The sequence below is a fragment of the Pseudoalteromonas sp. T1lg65 genome, assembly GCF_051930985.1.
Taxonomy (GTDB): Bacteria; Pseudomonadota; Gammaproteobacteria; order Enterobacterales; family Alteromonadaceae; genus Pseudoalteromonas.
The window spans coordinates 1,898,614-1,913,205 of record NZ_CP196837.1; the positions used below are offsets into that span (position 1 = coordinate 1,898,614).

Below are 14,592 nucleotides of genomic sequence, written 5' to 3' on the forward strand. Positions count from 1 at the left end.
AAGGATTGATTTTGACGGTTAATGGAAGTCTCTACTTTATTGGTATTTTTGTGATTTGTTTACAAATTACAGTAGTCATAAGTATATGTGCGTTAAGCTATCAAAAGCTGAGTCAATTGTTTTTTGGTGGTTTTAAAGACATTTCAAGTGAAAGTGATGCATTGTTACATAGCTGCTTTCTGACTGCGATTTCTGTTGCCGTTTTTCATCCTATTACTAGTATTATTTCAAATTTAATTCTATCTTTGAACATTGATGATAAATTGCATCTTCGACAAATCTTCTACGCAACATTGTTTTTCCTTGAATTTGCCTTTTTAATGACTGTCGTTGTAGCTCATAAGATCAGAAAATGTGCTTTTTCAACTGTTGCTAGAATCACTATCCTAATTTCCATTCTTATATGTGCAAATCAATTAATTCAATTTTATATTCGGGCAATATTAGGGTTTGACTTTTATATGCCAATGTACAAAATTTGCGTGGTTTTGTTTAATATTGCAACACTGGTCACAATTGGAATATACCCAATTGTTGCACTTGTAAGAATAAAAAAACTAAAACTGGGACGTTAAAGTATGTCAGAACAACTAATTTTATTTGTGACCATGGCTATAGTGTTACTTTTCTCCGCATTTATATATCTGAATATATTGAATGAAGTAGAAGAAAAGTTAGGTTTTGAACGTAAGCTGCTTACTTTATTTTCACGGTTTTTACTGAAAAGCCCCGACGTGTTAGACTTTACTGAAGTGAACATGAAGTCACATAGCGTAATACTTCAGGTATATGATGCAATAACAGAACAAGACAAAACAATCCAATACAAGAAAGTGCAAATTGCTCATAATGGTGTTAGAAATTATGTGAAGTTGGTTGGCGCACAGCCTATAATTTTAGTACCAAAACCAGAGCGGCCAGTTCTTAAGGCTGTGAAATAGAGTATAAACCCGCAACTTAGCGGGTTTTTTTATGCTGTTTTACTAGTTTCCTGTTTACCTGAATATTTTGAGGATAATAAAGGTTTTAAGTCTTTTAAGATTAACTTACCACAGTCATCGAAATCTACTGGCTTTTGTGTATTAGGTGTAAACCAATTTAGATGACAAAACATTAAGATTGCTTGCGATACTATTTCAACAAACTGAGTCTCGAATTCATCATCTGAAAGCTCACCTGCAGATACAGTGAGCTTATCCCCCGGAGATATTTGACCAAGAGATGGATTAGTATTGTCAGTCAGTAACCATAGCATGTACATTTTTGTACTTTCGTGATTAGCAAATTTCTCAATTACGGGATATCCAGGCTCAGAAAGCCCTATTTCATACTTCTTATATCCACCGATACCAATACCAAGCAGATCGCAGAATTGTGCTTGTGTTAACCCAAGTGAAGTCCGTACTAATTTTAATTTATCACCTACATGACTTGACATGATTACAATAAGATCCTAGAGTGCTTAAAAGGTTCCAAAAAGAACCTTGGGTTTCTAAAGTTTGTTCCTGTTATTGTTCAGTAGATTTATCCGACTACTGTAGTAGAGGTTAGCATAAGAAAGGGCCATTTAGGAACCAATCAAGTACATAAATGACTTATGAGGTGATACATGGAAATACAAGAGTTAAGGAAGAACCTGCTTGGCGAAGTTGTTGGACCAAATGAAGGTTTCTTAAGGCTAGAGAGAGTTATGGATATGTGCGGCATGTCGCAGTCTCATATCTATAAACTAATGAGCGAAGGTAAGTTCCCTAGAGCTCAAAAGTTAACGCATAGATGTTCGGTGTGGTTAGAGACAGACATTAATTTGTGGCGCTCAATGACTACAGAGTCTTTTTACTCTCAGTACGGCGAGCAATTGCTGCAAGCCAAGGAGCAAGCAGCATGAATATTGAAGCTATAACTCAGCTAAATATCTCCCCAGATGCACAGGCCATTCTTATGACATTACTTAATGAGAACTTGCAGCTTAAACAACAACTAGCTCAACAGGAGTCTGAGCTAAAAGACGAACTATTACCCACAATAGATGCAATGAAGCTCCTTGGATGTGGCCGCAAGAAATTTTGGGAACTCGCAAAAAAAGATGGATTTCCACCTGCTATTCCATTTGGTAGATCAAATCATTATCGACGTACCCAACTTATAAAATTCAGAGACAGCTACATAGAAAGTAAGGAGGTTTAACATGGCAAATACACAACCTCAGGGCTTACGCGAAATTAGAGCAATGATTGGCGACCACCGTAAAAAGCCTGGTTACATCTTTACAAACGTACTTAGCCAAAAGCAACGTCAACTCGTGCTGTTTACAGCAGGGTTCAGCCGTTTAGACCTAGATAAGCACTGGGATGATATGACGCTAGACGAGCGCGACAAAGTACGCAATGGCTTGATGTTCTTGAACAACATTGTGATTGAGTTTATCGACGCAAACGCCATGCAACCAGAGTGCTTTTATCATGGCGCAAAGCCAAATACGCCACGCTACAGTGCCGACAGCGTAGTTACACCAATAAAGCAACATTAGGAGTTGTTATGCGTGTATCTACAACAGTGATAAAAGCACCGGTTAGAACGTTTATGTCTACGCCTAGACAATTAGGCAAACTAAACCGTTTGTACCAAGAGCAGCTAGAGTTAAACGCAAAACTGACTCGTGCTATTGAACAAACCATTGGTTGGGTTGAGTCTACAGGCGGTTGTGAAGAGTCTATCCGTATGCTGCGCTTAGCATTAGGTGAGGTGAAGTCATGAGCTCAACAGGCCGAGGATACATACGTCATGAAGATGACTACTACGTAACGCCACACTGGATGATTAACGACTTTTTGTATGCCTTTGATCAAGATGGAATCAGCGACTTTGGGTCGTACAACCAAATCCTAGACCCAAGTGCAGGTGGGTGTGAAAAATATGAAATGAGTTACCCTTCGGTGCTAGCTCAACACGGGCTTATAGCCGAGAGTTGGGATATAAGAACTGATTCTCGCGCAGAGCGTAAGGGGGTTGATTTTTTAAAGCAACCTACCGGGCCAGAGCATAACCAGTACGACATGATCATAACTAATCCACCTTTTAGGCTCTCACAAGAGTTTGTTTATCACTCGTTAAACATGGTTAGAGATGGCGGCATGGTTATCATGTTACAACGCCTCAATTGGTTAGGAAGTATAAAGCGAAAAGTCATGTGGCAATCCTTACCGCTTGCTTCGGTATATGTGCATAGCAAGCGGGGTGCGTTTAACCCTGAAAAACCAAGTAAAACCGACTCCATCGAATACGCCCACTTTGTATTTTGCAAAGGGTTCAGGCTCCCAGCAGAACTAGCTGTAATCTAATTTAACTATCCAAAGGAATATTAAAAATGCTCCCTATCAAAGACCAAGATCTATCCAAAGCGCAGCGTTTAATCAGCAACATTGTTAATCATGCGGTTGAACAGGCCAATTTTACAATCCGTTTGCTTAATCAACGCAGCACAATTCACATGTTAATGCAGTGCGAAGACACGCTAACTGATTTGATTCCAATCATCGAAATGATTAGCGAAGAGCATGCTGAGTATTCCCTCATTTACGACCAAATGAAAACAGCACTTAATGCCGCCCAAATGGGTGGAGAGCCGTTATCAATTGAACAAATTGAGGAAGCTGCATGAACCACGTAATGCTTGATTTAGAGACTATGGGGAAGGGCAATAACGCTGCAATTAGGCAAATTACGTTTCTGCAATTTACAAAGCACTAGCCGGCTAAATTTAAATTCCAACTTCTCCATGTTGTATGGGGCGAAAGCCCCTTTTTAAGGGAGTATGCCAGTGAGCATCATATGGCCAATAAAAACATTTGAGGTTTGTAAAGCCGCAGTAACCATCACAAAGCAAGTACGAGACAACGCGCATAGAGCGACTTTGTTAAACGGCTTGCAGCGATTTACCGTTTATATCCAGTATAAACTAGCCAAACAATACATCTCTAAAATAACACCTGAGCCAGATGCTTGGTATCAAGACGAGCCTACAAACCCAAGCGAACCTGCTAACGCTTGGTTTTGTAACGTGCTTGAAACTACACCTCATAGAATAGATTTAACCAGTTTAAGTTTCAGCAAACAGGCTGTTGCGGCATTAAATAAAGTGCATAACAACCGCCACCACAATTATATTGCTGCCGACATAGTAGCCAGCAAGCGTGCTAGAAGTATTCAGGCCAGTTTTGTTAGACAAACTGAGGAAATGCTCAAAGTAGCAGAGGTGGCAAAAGAAAAACGTCTTGAGCTGCTTAAGCGTGAACGAACACAAGCGGAACTAGACGCAGAGAACAGTATTGTCAAACAAGCTAGCAGCTTGGTAACAAGCAGTGCGATGGCCCTAGTTAACTCCTTAGGCGACCAAGCGGAGATTGACTTTGTATATGACTGCTTAAGCAAAGTACCAAAACCTCTACAGTTGCGATTTGCTAAACGTTTTATAGTTAAGTATGACTCATCACTTCAAAACCTAGCGAGCGCTGGTAAGGATGAGCTGCTAGAGATCAGCAAGCGGTTATATGAGTTTGGTAAGCACACGCAACAGGGTGTACCAGAAGACTATAAAAACCACGCAAAATGCCAGTACCAAGCCAATGCTTGGCTTAGACGTGCAGTAAACACTCTTAAGCCCCGCCTAAGAACACTTAAGAGGATAACAGACAGCATGCCATTGCCTTGGCACATCATAGCCAATGCAGAAAAAACGAAAAAACACGCGAGCAAGCTTGCCGCTAAAGTGACCGAGGTATTAACCGATCTAGCCGCCGAGCAATCAAACTGGAGCAAAGTTGAATTTTATAACGCCATAGCTGAATTCACTGAGCAGTATGGTGTTACGTTAGCTTTTGAGGAAAAGGGCGAGTATTTAACTGAGCCAGATGCAGAAGTTGCACTATTAAAGGCCCAGTGCCACAAGTGGTGGGCGCGTAAATTGAAAACCATTAGGCGCCGCTATTTAGAGCATTTAGAGATCGCTACGGGAGAAGTGGGCCGAGACCTATTTACCACACATAAAAAAAAGACAGGATCGACAACCAAAAGAAAGGGGATTAATGCGTATTGCTCTAAGCAGGCGCTTAAAGAGTACCAAGCAGACCGAGAAAAGGGTAGGCGATACCTAGAAAGCTTAGAGCTTGTAAATGAGCAAAACGATGTAATTTCGTTGATGAAAGCCGTTGAAGCTGGAGTCGCCAACCCTGAAAACATGCGTAATGAATTAATGCTACGGATCCGCGAAACGGAAGAACTTGCCGACGAAATGGGTTATGTAGGCGGTTTTTTTAACATTACAACCCCGAGCCGGTTCCATGCGAACTCTCCTAAGTGGGATGGCTCTACACCGAAAGAAGCAAGTGACTACCTGAATAAACTGTACTCACAGGCACGCGCTAAGCTGGACCGCGAAGAAATCCCATATTTTGGTATTCGCGTTGCTGAGCCACACGCCGACGGCTGTACTCACTGGCATATGCTGCTGTGGATGCCTGAGCGTTACTACCACAAAGTAAATCACATCCTGCGCCACTACTTTACCAAAGACGATAGAGAGGTCTTTTTTGAACGGTTCAAAAAGCGTAAATCACTGCGTGCCAGGTATGTTCGTGCTCGTAGAATATGGGGCCTCAATAAAAAGCGCAAAGTCTATACGCGAGAACCCAAAAAGGATTACACCCCAAGCGGCCCTCGCTATACGGCCATTAGAATGGAGCCACCAAAGGTTGATAAAGATGGTAACAAAACAGGTGGTGCTGCGGCTTATATCGCTAAATATGTAAGTAAGAACATAGACGGGTTTGCTTTAGCCAATGAATACGACGCGGAAACCGGTGAAAAGCTCATTAAGGCTGTTAACCCGGTAAAAGCATGGGCAAGTACGTGGGGCATTCGTCAATTCCAGTTTCAAAAATCCCCCTCAATTACCATCTGGCGTGAGCTGCGCAGAGTACGTGAAGAAGTTAAAGGCAATGACGAGCTAGAGCAAGTGCGTAAAGCTGCTGATGGGGGGGACTTTAAGACATTTGTGACCTTAATGGGTGGTTTTGGCATTGGCCGTGAGGCTAGGTTTAAACCTGCTTATCAACATACTGAGTTCGCCAATGCGTATTCAGAGTGCACAAAGCGGCTTAAAGGCGTGGTTGATGAACAAAGTAGATGCACGCTAATAACTCGAGTTCACACCTGGGACAAACAACCAATTGGTACTGCCGCAGCTAACGACAACACCTATGATGCGAGTATGCACGATGCCAACAACGTCGGCGCAGCCGACCTATCTTGGACTAGTGGGAATAATTGTACGCCTTGCCCTACAGGGCATAGAGACGGATTTTTGTTAGATCTGATTGGGTATACAGAAAAAGAGATCGCAGAGTTTAAAAAGGATCTGGCGGACGGTAAAAAGGTGCATCACAATGGCCGAGTTTACGTAATTCGGGGAGGTCAATTGCTCGTTATGGATGAAAAAGAGCAGAAAAAAGCAATCAAACATGATTATGTGGTTCACGTAGCGCAAACGCTTGCCCAAAAACAAGCTGAAGAACGCAGGAACGAAGCTGTAAACAGCATAGCGTATTGGGATGCCCTAGATGATGAACAGCTCAAAGCGTTAGAAGAGGATGGAACCGTTATGGCTCATGGGCGGGTTTTCTATAAAGAGGGTGATAAGTTGCGTTCGTTTAAACAACTCGACTTCAGCGATATGGACAGAGTGATTGCCGCTACACCAGAAAAGGATCATTGGCGTGAGGCGAGAGAAATTGTTGATGTAGCATTCAGCTTGGCTGAAGCCGAACAGCGGAGCTTGCCGTCGAACTGTAACTTCAAGAATAAGCTACAGTTGGTTGGTGATATTGAGCTAGCTAGGTTGATAATTAGCGGATTAGCCAGTGATATCAATGCGAATAATTGGTGGGATATTGGGTTTATGGCATAGCTGACAGTTCAAAATTTGTGTTGGCTTTCTCTGGTATGCAGTTAAAATTTAAAGTAATTCATTAACTTTGCACATTCATTTAATTAACGTTTAATGGCATCTCAACATTCACATTTTTAAGGACTGATTATGAAAAAAGTTATTTTAACTACGATTCTTAGTATACCACTTAGTTTAATTGCTAACTCGGCTTTAGCCGGAGATACTGTGCTCGATAGATTTTACACTCCTGCTGAGGCCGGAATTATATGGGTCTCGGTGAAGCCGATGTTCTTGGACTAGGAAGCTAATGCTTATAAAGCTGATTTTAAAGTTTCATGTAATGGGGTCACCAAAAGGTTTACCTATAAAAAAGAATCTCATTATCCTGTTACTATCGGTATAGTGCATTGGGAAAACAATGCTACGAAAGTAACAGTCTCGAGACCCGAATATAAATATTTTGGTGATAACCTCACAGAAGCTTTCACTCTTACTCACGGCCCTGATCCAGAGCATCACCGTCAATCCATTGATTATATTGAAGGCTTTAGTTGCAAATAACATTAACTAAACACGTTCAAGGGCCTAGTGTTAGGCCTTTATAATATTCAAATTTGTCCACTCTGATATTTCCAATATTACTAATAAACACAGTGCTTTTAGTTTTTGTGTACATTCTATACACTAGATTGGTAGTTGCATTAAGTTACACGATCGGCTATGCCGAGAAAAGTTGAGTAGTGAAACAACAGAGTTTGTAAATTGTGCAATTGTTGAGCGCGATGATGATGGCCGGAGTTTGAAAGGATTTAGGAGAGTACACGAATGAACAATCAATACATACATATTCAAGAAAGGGATAAACTCGAACAAGAAAAAAGAAGATTAGACGCAGAGCGTAAGGAGTATGAGAATACAGCTAGACAGTATAGAGGTGGCAGCAGAGATCTACTAAAGGAGCTAAGTACAATATACAATTTGCCATCAGGATGGCAAGTTTCCGAGCGAGGTTTTATTCCACGGAAGATTATTGTAGATAGGTCCGAACCTTATAAAAAAGGAAAAGGGGGAGTCGAATATGCAAAAAAATTAATATGCGGAGAGGAAATTTTCCCTCCTAACAATTTAGAGTATTACGATTTAGACGTATTTTATTACATTAAATATAGATTTGGATATGCAACTAGTGAAGACGAGTTGTATATAGCTAAAAACGTATTGAAAGAAGAAGTGTTAAAACAAGGGTACGCCGTTTCAGAGCTACTGTTAAACCAAGGAGACGACGTTTCAAATCAAAAGTGTAGCTGGCATATTTATAAAGATAAAGAATCTTATGAAAATTGGAATCAAAGAGTAGCGTTACATGATGAAAAATTTCAGAAAATAGATCATGTATACTCATACAAGCACGGTGTTTTTGAAAGCCAAGCTCAGTTAGATAGATACAAGTTGCAGAAGAAGGTTTTTGAGTGTAGCTGCTTAATTGTTGTAATTCTAATGCTTTCTATGTTCTTATAGTGACGGGTTGTAATAATACTAGCTTTAAAAAAACACGCTGAAGTTTTTGCTCTATGCTATTGGTTAAAGCCAAGTAATTCCAGCTGCTGCTCTCTTGGAAGATTCTTAATAAGCCCAGCTGCGATTTGCGCTGTACTTTTACAGGGGGGATTAATGAAATGATCAAATGATTGTGTCACTCGAAATGTGGCACCACACTCACGAGTATTACTGCAAGAACAATATAGCGTAACTACATGTGTGCTTTGTTTATCACGAGACGTGACGATAGCTTTAGCCTCACAGTTAGGACACGTTACTCTAGCCATCAAAACCTCACCTCAAAACAACTAAGATACTGTGATTCTATACAGTATTCGCGGCCTCTGCAAATATCACCCAGAAATGAGAGCGAGAAAGCAAAAGGGCGAAAAATTCACTCCTCCTCGCCTTCCGCTTTTGCACAAAAAATGCGTCAAATTGACAAGCCTAGTGACAACCGCCTTAGAGCTAAGCCAAGTAAATAAAAGATCTAGCGATTTGCTTAAAAGGATCTGATTGTCAAAGTTGTGACACGCTTTGACATGAAAGTGACAACAATATCGCAAAAATCATTGTAAAAACTGAAAATCAAAATAAACTAAAATAATTATGACTTAACTCATAACTATTTTATGAAATATCTTTTTAAAGGCATGCAGAGCCAACAGCGTTTTGAATTACTTTTATCTCTTACTCGAATTCAAAGTGAGAATGTTATTAGTGCGCTTTTTGACTATTTGGTAAATGGGATGGATAAGAAAGCCGCAGCAATGATTAATGGTGTAGAATTGCCTAATCTTTCTGCGGCCTTAAATAAGCTAGAAGAAAAAGCAGCTGTTATTGAAAGGATAAAGGAGTTAGATTTACCTTGTCAGCTCGATTAAAGAGTGAATATGATATAACCATTGAACATAAAAGGAATAAGCAATGTCGGTATTAAATTTTATTGAGTCTATTTTGGAAAGTGAAGGTTTATATAAACATGCTGGGCCAACGCAAACCTCAGTGACGAAGCATCATTACAGGTATAATAACGAAGGTTTTTATGTAAACTTCAACTTAATTATTGATGAAGTTTGTTTTGATCCAACCGAGGAAGACAAAGAATTGTTTCGAGCTTTTCAAAACGACAAAGTACTTGATGAGAGGTTGAGTCAATTTGCTCACCATATAAGGTGCGCTGTTCAAGAATACAAGAATAAAGCGAAAGAAACTACGGGAAACCAAGAGGGCACAACTTTCAAGTTAACAAGCGATCTGAGATTAGAGAAAGAGCCATCCTAAACTCACGAATATGATACGACAATAATTAGCTCAGGAACACGCTACAACTTTATTATTAAAATAAGTAAATAGTAACTTTTTTGGTGTAAGTATTATTTCTATGTTTAGTATTGGGAGTCCGACAATTTTGTGGACTCCTAACATGTTTGAACTAATTATAAATACCATTAAAACAATTGAACACTTAGTACTATTTAGACACGCCTTTTATCTTCTCTACTGTTCGCAGCCCTGCGAGGCCAAGCATACCAAGGGTAAGTTCCATCATTACCTCAAGCGGAAGAGCTGGCGAGCCTATTTCAGGCCAAAGCCATTGAAGAGTAGGGTTAATGACAAACGCAAATAGAAATCCTAGCCCACACACCCACATCAAAAATGGCCTAGCACCCGCAACAAATATGCTGCGGTGTGTTGCCTGAACTGCATTGATTTTTGTTTGTGCTAATTGTGGCTTTTGTAAAAGTCGGAGCTTTATAGCTTCAAGCTTGAGCTCTTCCTCATCAGATGTAAATAGTTCATCTAGGATATCGCCGATCGCGCTTACGGGTTCTGCTGCTCCAACGCTAAAGATTTTTGATAGCAAACCCATTACTTTCTCCTTAGTTGGTTTATGACTTTCAGCGGATCCTTGCTAAATCGCTGACCTAAATTATTTAATCCATTGAATAGGTGGGGAGCCAAGTAAGCGCCTACGCCAATAAAGCCTGGTCGAGCGCTTTCTGCCACTTGCCAAAAGTCACAAAAACTCGATACCAAATACGCGGCTAGCAATGCCATTAGCGCATTAAAAAAATAACGCGCAAAGGTGAACGCATGCGGGCTCAAGTAAAGCTGTATTGCGGCAGCGACCAAGCTGATCACCACAAATTGAAAAATGTGTTTTAGATATTCCATATCTATCATGCGGCCTTGTCCTTATTCGGGTATAAATCGGAGTATTCTGGAATGTCGAAATCAATGTGTAAATGGGCTGGCAAGTAGCGATTAATGCCTTGCATCGTCTGCTGAAGTGGCACAACTTCATTGTTGTAGTATGCGCGGGTGATTTTATCTAAATCACCAAAGCCCGGGCTATCGCCGGAGCTTTGTCCGCTCAAGGCTTCTTGAGCACGGTGCATGCTTAACATATCGTTGAGCGTAATTTTTTTGATGCGCTCGAACTCATCTTTAGTTGATATATCACCAACGGGCGTTATTTTGATAGACTTCTCAGCGTCGGCCTTATTGCTCCTGAAATTGAAAAATAGGCTTCTAAAGTTACCCACGCCTTTACTGTCTTTGATAGCGTCTTTTAATTTGTTTTCATCTTCAATGCTAAGATTTGGATCAGCCATGCTAAATATAAAACCCATATGTGCGCCGTTTTTGTAATATCGGCGCCTGAATAGAGTGGCATCTTCGTTGAGTAATGCGCTTTGTATACCACCGTAGTATTCTGGTATGCCATAAATACCTTGCGCGGGGTCATACTCTTTAACGTGAATAACTTCACCCGCTTTAAATCGGATTGGCTCTAAAGCTCGATTACTCAATTGTGCGTATACGCCACGTTCGGTGGTATAGCGCATGGTTAGTGCAGGTAAGTGACGTAATCGAATGATTTGACCAAACTTGTTTTTGATGATTTGTAGATAAGCATTACCAGACCAAAGGAAATCATACGCAAACTTTTTAAATGCCTCGTTGCTAAGCACTGAGTTGGGTTTAAACCACTTTAAAATCATGTTGCGCTTAAAGCCTAAAATAGGCCCATGCTGGGCATTAACTCGCAACAGCTTAACCAGCCCATATAAACTAACGGGTGGTGCGTAAATGCCGTTACTGTCTGCAAATACTCCGGTGTAATCGGTCAACCGGTTATCTAAACATGGTTCGGGATCTCCAAAACTAAATACATCGCTCATTGCTGTATAGTTTGGCGTCTCGCCACTTTTTACATTTATCCTCGGCTTATCCATTAAGCTGCTATCCCTACAGATGTTTGACGGCCCATTGTGTTACCGTCTAAAGGTTCAAATTTCATGGCGTGCATAATTGCCCATGCAATATCGGCATGGCCCGTTGTTTCAGTGCGGTTTGTGGCATAGGTGATTTGGTCGCCAACCACTTTACGGCGAATGTTGATAAAAGAACTGGCAATGTTTACCGCGTCTTTGTCAAACTCAAAGCGGCGGTTTTTAATAACATTAAGCGCCTTAATAACCATTTGGTTTTTAATGATTGGGTTATAGTGAATTGGCTCCGCGTTTGGGAAGAATGCGGTGATTAGCTCCCAAACACCATAACCCATACCGGTTGTATCAACGCCAATATGTTGTACATTGTATTTGTGGGTCAGCTCTTCTATCTCGCGGGCCATGGCCTCAAAATCGTTTCCGCTCAAATCAAGCGTTTCGAGTAGTCTAAATTTTTCGCCTGGTTTCATTGGTAGGCTTAAAACTGCAACACATGCTTTGTCACCGAATCGGGCAGGGTCAAAACCAATCACTACAGGCTTTAATGCAAATGGACGTTCAAACTCTTCGTCAAAATCGTCCCACTTAGTTGACTCGCCCACACACGCCATAATTTGTTTGAGATTGAAAGCACTGTGTGCATCATCAATAAACTTACACATGAACAAGTTGTCGAACTCGTCCTGTGAATACTCGTTTTCCAAAACTTTTATATCAATGCGGTCAAAGCCAGAGTTAACCACATCATGCACATTAAGCATTTGCCGCCATATGCCGTCTTCACATAAGCGGCCTTCTTTTAAAGCTTTATGGCTGCAATCTATTGCAAATTCGGGGTCGTTACAGGCCTTAGTTTTACGAAACCATTTACCATTCCAATGATCGTATGCTTCGTGGCTGGTAACAGATGGCGTACTGAAGTAGGTGATCCGCAAATGTTTATGGGTTGCCATTGCGCCCGCAAGTGCGCGTAACGTTTTATATTTTGGTATCCAAAACACTTCATCAATATATAAATCGCCACTTTCAGATGCAGCAGTTCTTGCGTTAGTCGATTTAAAAATAAGCTTAACGGTTTTGCCGCCTTTGAGGTTCAACACCATAGGCGAGCCTGTAAGCTCAATATTAAAGTGCTCACGAGCTAGCGCGATAATGTTGGCTTTGAATACTTCAGCCTGATCACGCGATGCAGATATAAAAATCTTGTTACGGCCATTTACTACCGCGTCATAAAACGCCTCAAAAGCAAAGTAGAAAGTGGCGCCAATTTGGCGCGGCTTTAATATAAATCGGTTTCGGTAGTCTTGGTTTTCAAACCAATGTAATTGGTGCGGGTAAAGTAACTTTTCTTTAAGCTCGTCGAGCATTTCAACGGTAATACCCGAGCAATCATTTTTCTTGTTTTTCTTCTTTTTGGTATTTCCAGTAGTTTGGCTAACGGTATTGCCATCATCATTGGCGGCTCGTTGTTTAGGTGCAGGGGCAAGTTTACTTTTATTTAGGGCGCAAAGCTGGCGAGTACAAAACTCTAACTCTATATAATCCGCTTCGTTCTTTTCAGGTTTGTCGGTTAGGATATTAATACGGCGGCTAAATGCCATTTCGGCATTATAACTTGGGCACATGTCGGCCCACTTACCATCATCAGCCCAGCGTCTAATGCTTCTGGCGCTTGGCATGTTGGGCAATTCGGCTATTTCATCAAATGTATAACCCTGCACAACATACAAGTCTTGCGCTTGCTTGCGAACCTCTGGCCCGTACTTTGGCTGCATCCTGCACCCTTATTTATTATCCATAGTTGCAGTTTAAGGATAAAAACGGGCCGAATCTGTTACTTAAAAACCTAACACTTCCTAAAAGGTAAATATAGGAATTTCAAAAAGTTAAAGCATTAGAAATAACCAAAAATAGCGTGCAAACTCATTGCAAGTTAATAAGCGAAACGCATTAAACAGGTTATTACATGCCAGGTCAATTACGTACAGTACCACTTGCAATTGCAGCGGTTGGTTTAACAGTCGATGGTCGAGAAATCACTGAAAAAGACATTAACGATATTGCTGAAACATACAATCCAAAAAAGTATGGCGCTCGAATTAATATTGACCATTATGCAGATTGGTCGGGCTGGAAAGCGGAAGCCTTATCATCGGTAAAAGTAAATGGTGGCATGCTTGGCGACGTAATAGAAGTAAGCACATCAAAAAATGAAGACGGCGTACAAGTGCTATACGCGATACTTGCACCAAATGCTAGCTTTGTGCAGCTTAATCAAGCTGATCAGCATGTTTATTTTTCGATGGAAATTGACCGTAACTTTCAAGGCTCCAATAAAACGTATTTAACAGGATTAGCGGTCACTGATTACCCTGCAAGCACCTACACATCAAGAGCTAAGTTTAATAAACAACAGGGCATAGATAACAAGGACGTTTCTTTTCGCGCTGATCTTGGTTTGCACAGCCCTGATGATAAAACGCCTAAAAAACCATTTTTTAGAAACCTATTTAACAAGGACGAAATGATGCCATTAACAGACCAAGACAAAGCGGACATTGGCAAAGCTGTAGCCGATACGCTTGCACCACACTTTAAAACAATCGCGGATTCGATGACCGCGTTTGGTAAAAATACGCAGCAAGCACAAGGCCAACAGGATGAAGGCCAAGGCAATGAAGCCGAAAACACCGAGCAGACGGAACTGCTCACCAAACTAAGCAAAAAAATTGAAGAACAGGGCGAAGATTTTAAAAAGCTGCAAGACCAGTTTAACGCACTTTCTAAAACTGAAGCCGACAACACAACTGATGCCGATGACGAGCCTACAGGCGATGACGGTAAATACGCGAATCTACTGTAAGGACA

The 14,592-nt window shown here is 41.0% G+C and carries 19 protein-coding genes; 13 read left to right on the forward strand and 6 right to left on the reverse strand.

Going from position 1 to position 14,592, the window contains the following annotated elements:
* Nucleotides 1-11 precede the first annotated feature (11 nt).
* Both ACSLBF_RS08115 and ACSLBF_RS08120 read left to right on the forward strand, forming a co-directional pair.
* Complete coding sequence (locus ACSLBF_RS08115; protein WP_440056102.1) at nt 12-575, forward strand: hypothetical protein; 564 nt, start codon at nt 12-14, stop codon at nt 573-575.
* A gap of 3 nt (nt 576-578) precedes the next feature.
* A complete protein-coding gene (locus tag ACSLBF_RS08120; protein ID WP_440056103.1) occupies nt 579-941 on the forward strand; it encodes a hypothetical protein in 363 nt (120 codons plus the stop codon).
* Between the two features lie 29 nt (nt 942-970).
* Here ACSLBF_RS08120 and ACSLBF_RS08125 read toward each other — a convergent pair whose 3' ends face one another.
* Complete coding sequence (locus ACSLBF_RS08125; protein ID WP_440056104.1) at nt 971-1,438, reverse strand: helix-turn-helix domain-containing protein; 468 nt, start codon at nt 1,436-1,438, stop codon at nt 971-973.
* Between the two features lie 171 nt (nt 1,439-1,609).
* On the opposite strand from ACSLBF_RS08125, the gene ACSLBF_RS08130 reads away from it, so the two are divergent.
* From ACSLBF_RS08130 to ACSLBF_RS08165, 8 genes are all read left to right on the forward strand, one after another.
* Nucleotides 1,610-1,888, forward strand: a complete 279-nt coding sequence (locus tag ACSLBF_RS08130; RefSeq protein ID WP_440056105.1) for a helix-turn-helix transcriptional regulator — start codon at nt 1,610-1,612, stop codon at nt 1,886-1,888.
* Nucleotides 1,885-2,187, forward strand: coding sequence for a helix-turn-helix transcriptional regulator (locus tag ACSLBF_RS08135; RefSeq protein ID WP_440056106.1), 303 nt, complete (start codon nt 1,885-1,887; stop codon nt 2,185-2,187). The genes ACSLBF_RS08130 and ACSLBF_RS08135 overlap by 4 nt, the downstream gene beginning before the upstream one ends.
* A 1-nt stretch (nt 2,188) precedes the next feature.
* Nucleotides 2,189-2,530: a hypothetical protein gene (locus tag ACSLBF_RS08140; protein WP_440056107.1), complete on the forward strand. Its 342-nt coding sequence runs from the start codon at nt 2,189-2,191 to the stop codon at nt 2,528-2,530.
* Nucleotides 2,531-2,538: 8 nt separating this feature from the next.
* Nucleotides 2,539-2,757, forward strand: a complete 219-nt coding sequence (locus tag ACSLBF_RS08145; protein WP_440056108.1) for a hypothetical protein — start codon at nt 2,539-2,541, stop codon at nt 2,755-2,757.
* Complete coding sequence (locus ACSLBF_RS08150) at nt 2,754-3,341, forward strand: SAM-dependent methyltransferase (RefSeq protein ID WP_440056109.1); 588 nt, start codon at nt 2,754-2,756, stop codon at nt 3,339-3,341. Before ACSLBF_RS08145 ends, ACSLBF_RS08150 begins: the two co-directional genes overlap by 4 nt.
* A gap of 26 nt (nt 3,342-3,367) precedes the next feature.
* The gene (locus tag ACSLBF_RS08155) at nt 3,368-3,661 is read left to right on the forward strand and encodes a hypothetical protein (protein WP_440056110.1); all 294 of its coding nucleotides are present in this window, start codon (nt 3,368-3,370) and stop codon (nt 3,659-3,661) included.
* A 159-nt stretch (nt 3,662-3,820) separates the two neighbouring features.
* Nucleotides 3,821-6,964, forward strand: coding sequence for a replication endonuclease (locus ACSLBF_RS08160; protein WP_440056111.1), 3,144 nt, complete (start codon nt 3,821-3,823; stop codon nt 6,962-6,964).
* Between the two features lie 807 nt (nt 6,965-7,771).
* On the forward strand, nt 7,772-8,464 hold the full coding sequence (locus ACSLBF_RS08165) for a hypothetical protein (RefSeq protein WP_440056112.1): 693 nt from the start codon (nt 7,772-7,774) through the stop codon (nt 8,462-8,464).
* Between the two features lie 56 nt (nt 8,465-8,520).
* On the opposite strand, the gene ACSLBF_RS08170 is transcribed toward ACSLBF_RS08165, so the two are convergent.
* Complete coding sequence (locus tag ACSLBF_RS08170; RefSeq protein ID WP_440056113.1) at nt 8,521-8,772, reverse strand: ogr/Delta-like zinc finger family protein; 252 nt, start codon at nt 8,770-8,772, stop codon at nt 8,521-8,523.
* 345 nt (nt 8,773-9,117) lie between these two features.
* On the opposite strand from ACSLBF_RS08170, the gene ACSLBF_RS08175 reads away from it, so the two are divergent.
* Together ACSLBF_RS08175 and ACSLBF_RS08180 are read left to right on the forward strand one after the other, a co-directional pair.
* The gene (locus ACSLBF_RS08175) at nt 9,118-9,369 is read left to right on the forward strand and encodes a PapB/FocB family fimbrial expression transcriptional regulator (RefSeq protein WP_440056114.1); all 252 of its coding nucleotides are present in this window, start codon (nt 9,118-9,120) and stop codon (nt 9,367-9,369) included.
* A 43-nt stretch (nt 9,370-9,412) separates the two neighbouring features.
* Nucleotides 9,413-9,769 carry a hypothetical protein gene (locus ACSLBF_RS08180; protein ID WP_440056115.1) on the forward strand — a complete coding sequence of 119 codons (357 nt, stop codon included), beginning with the start codon at nt 9,413-9,415 and terminating at the stop codon, nt 9,767-9,769.
* A 190-nt stretch (nt 9,770-9,959) separates the two neighbouring features.
* Here ACSLBF_RS08180 and ACSLBF_RS08185 read toward each other — a convergent pair whose 3' ends face one another.
* The 4 genes from ACSLBF_RS08185 to ACSLBF_RS08200 are packed head-to-tail and all read right to left on the reverse strand — an operon-like array spanning nt 9,960 to nt 13,499.
* Nucleotides 9,960-10,358 carry a 3TM-type holin gene (locus ACSLBF_RS08185; RefSeq protein WP_440056116.1) on the reverse strand — a complete coding sequence of 133 codons (399 nt, stop codon included), beginning with the start codon at nt 10,356-10,358 and terminating at the stop codon, nt 9,960-9,962.
* Nucleotides 10,358-10,672, reverse strand: a complete 315-nt coding sequence (locus ACSLBF_RS08190; protein ID WP_440056117.1) for a hypothetical protein — start codon at nt 10,670-10,672, stop codon at nt 10,358-10,360. Before ACSLBF_RS08190 ends, ACSLBF_RS08185 begins: the two co-directional genes overlap by 1 nt.
* On the reverse strand, nt 10,669-11,727 hold the full coding sequence (locus ACSLBF_RS08195) for a phage portal protein (protein WP_440056118.1): 1,059 nt from the start codon (nt 11,725-11,727) through the stop codon (nt 10,669-10,671). Before ACSLBF_RS08195 ends, ACSLBF_RS08190 begins: the two co-directional genes overlap by 4 nt.
* On the reverse strand, nt 11,727-13,499 hold the full coding sequence (locus tag ACSLBF_RS08200) for a terminase large subunit domain-containing protein (protein WP_440056119.1): 1,773 nt from the start codon (nt 13,497-13,499) through the stop codon (nt 11,727-11,729). Before ACSLBF_RS08200 ends, ACSLBF_RS08195 begins: the two co-directional genes overlap by 1 nt.
* 191 nt (nt 13,500-13,690) lie before the next feature.
* Between ACSLBF_RS08200 and ACSLBF_RS08205 the strand changes: the two genes are divergently transcribed.
* Entirely contained in the window at nt 13,691-14,587 is an 897-nt protein-coding gene (locus tag ACSLBF_RS08205) for a GPO family capsid scaffolding protein (RefSeq protein WP_440056120.1), read from the forward strand.
* Nucleotides 14,588-14,592 lie beyond the last annotated feature (5 nt).

Coding starts and splice junctions, on each gene's coding strand:
- ACSLBF_RS08135 (WP_440056106.1), top strand. CDS start 1,885: ATGAATATTGAAGCTATAACTCAGCTAAATATCTCCCCAGATGCACAG.
- ACSLBF_RS08130 (WP_440056105.1), top strand. CDS start 1,610: ATGGAAATACAAGAGTTAAGGAAGAACCTGCTTGGCGAAGTTGTTGGA.
- ACSLBF_RS08120 (WP_440056103.1), top strand. CDS start 579: ATGTCAGAACAACTAATTTTATTTGTGACCATGGCTATAGTGTTACTT.
- ACSLBF_RS08170 (WP_440056113.1), bottom strand. CDS start 8,772: ATGGCTAGAGTAACGTGTCCTAACTGTGAGGCTAAAGCTATCGTCACG.
- ACSLBF_RS08140 (WP_440056107.1), top strand. CDS start 2,189: ATGGCAAATACACAACCTCAGGGCTTACGCGAAATTAGAGCAATGATT.
- ACSLBF_RS08200 (WP_440056119.1), bottom strand. CDS start 13,499: ATGCAGCCAAAGTACGGGCCAGAGGTTCGCAAGCAAGCGCAAGACTTG.
- ACSLBF_RS08180 (WP_440056115.1), top strand. CDS start 9,413: ATGTCGGTATTAAATTTTATTGAGTCTATTTTGGAAAGTGAAGGTTTA.
- ACSLBF_RS08190 (WP_440056117.1), bottom strand. CDS start 10,672: ATGATAGATATGGAATATCTAAAACACATTTTTCAATTTGTGGTGATC.
- ACSLBF_RS08165 (WP_440056112.1), top strand. CDS start 7,772: ATGAACAATCAATACATACATATTCAAGAAAGGGATAAACTCGAACAA.
- ACSLBF_RS08195 (WP_440056118.1), bottom strand. CDS start 11,727: ATGGATAAGCCGAGGATAAATGTAAAAAGTGGCGAGACGCCAAACTAT.
- ACSLBF_RS08150 (WP_440056109.1), top strand. CDS start 2,754: ATGAGCTCAACAGGCCGAGGATACATACGTCATGAAGATGACTACTAC.
- ACSLBF_RS08145 (WP_440056108.1), top strand. CDS start 2,539: ATGCGTGTATCTACAACAGTGATAAAAGCACCGGTTAGAACGTTTATG.
- ACSLBF_RS08185 (WP_440056116.1), bottom strand. CDS start 10,358: ATGGGTTTGCTATCAAAAATCTTTAGCGTTGGAGCAGCAGAACCCGTA.
- ACSLBF_RS08175 (WP_440056114.1), top strand. CDS start 9,118: ATGAAATATCTTTTTAAAGGCATGCAGAGCCAACAGCGTTTTGAATTA.
- ACSLBF_RS08205 (WP_440056120.1), top strand. CDS start 13,691: ATGCCAGGTCAATTACGTACAGTACCACTTGCAATTGCAGCGGTTGGT.
- ACSLBF_RS08125 (WP_440056104.1), bottom strand. CDS start 1,438: ATGTCAAGTCATGTAGGTGATAAATTAAAATTAGTACGGACTTCACTT.
- ACSLBF_RS08155 (WP_440056110.1), top strand. CDS start 3,368: ATGCTCCCTATCAAAGACCAAGATCTATCCAAAGCGCAGCGTTTAATC.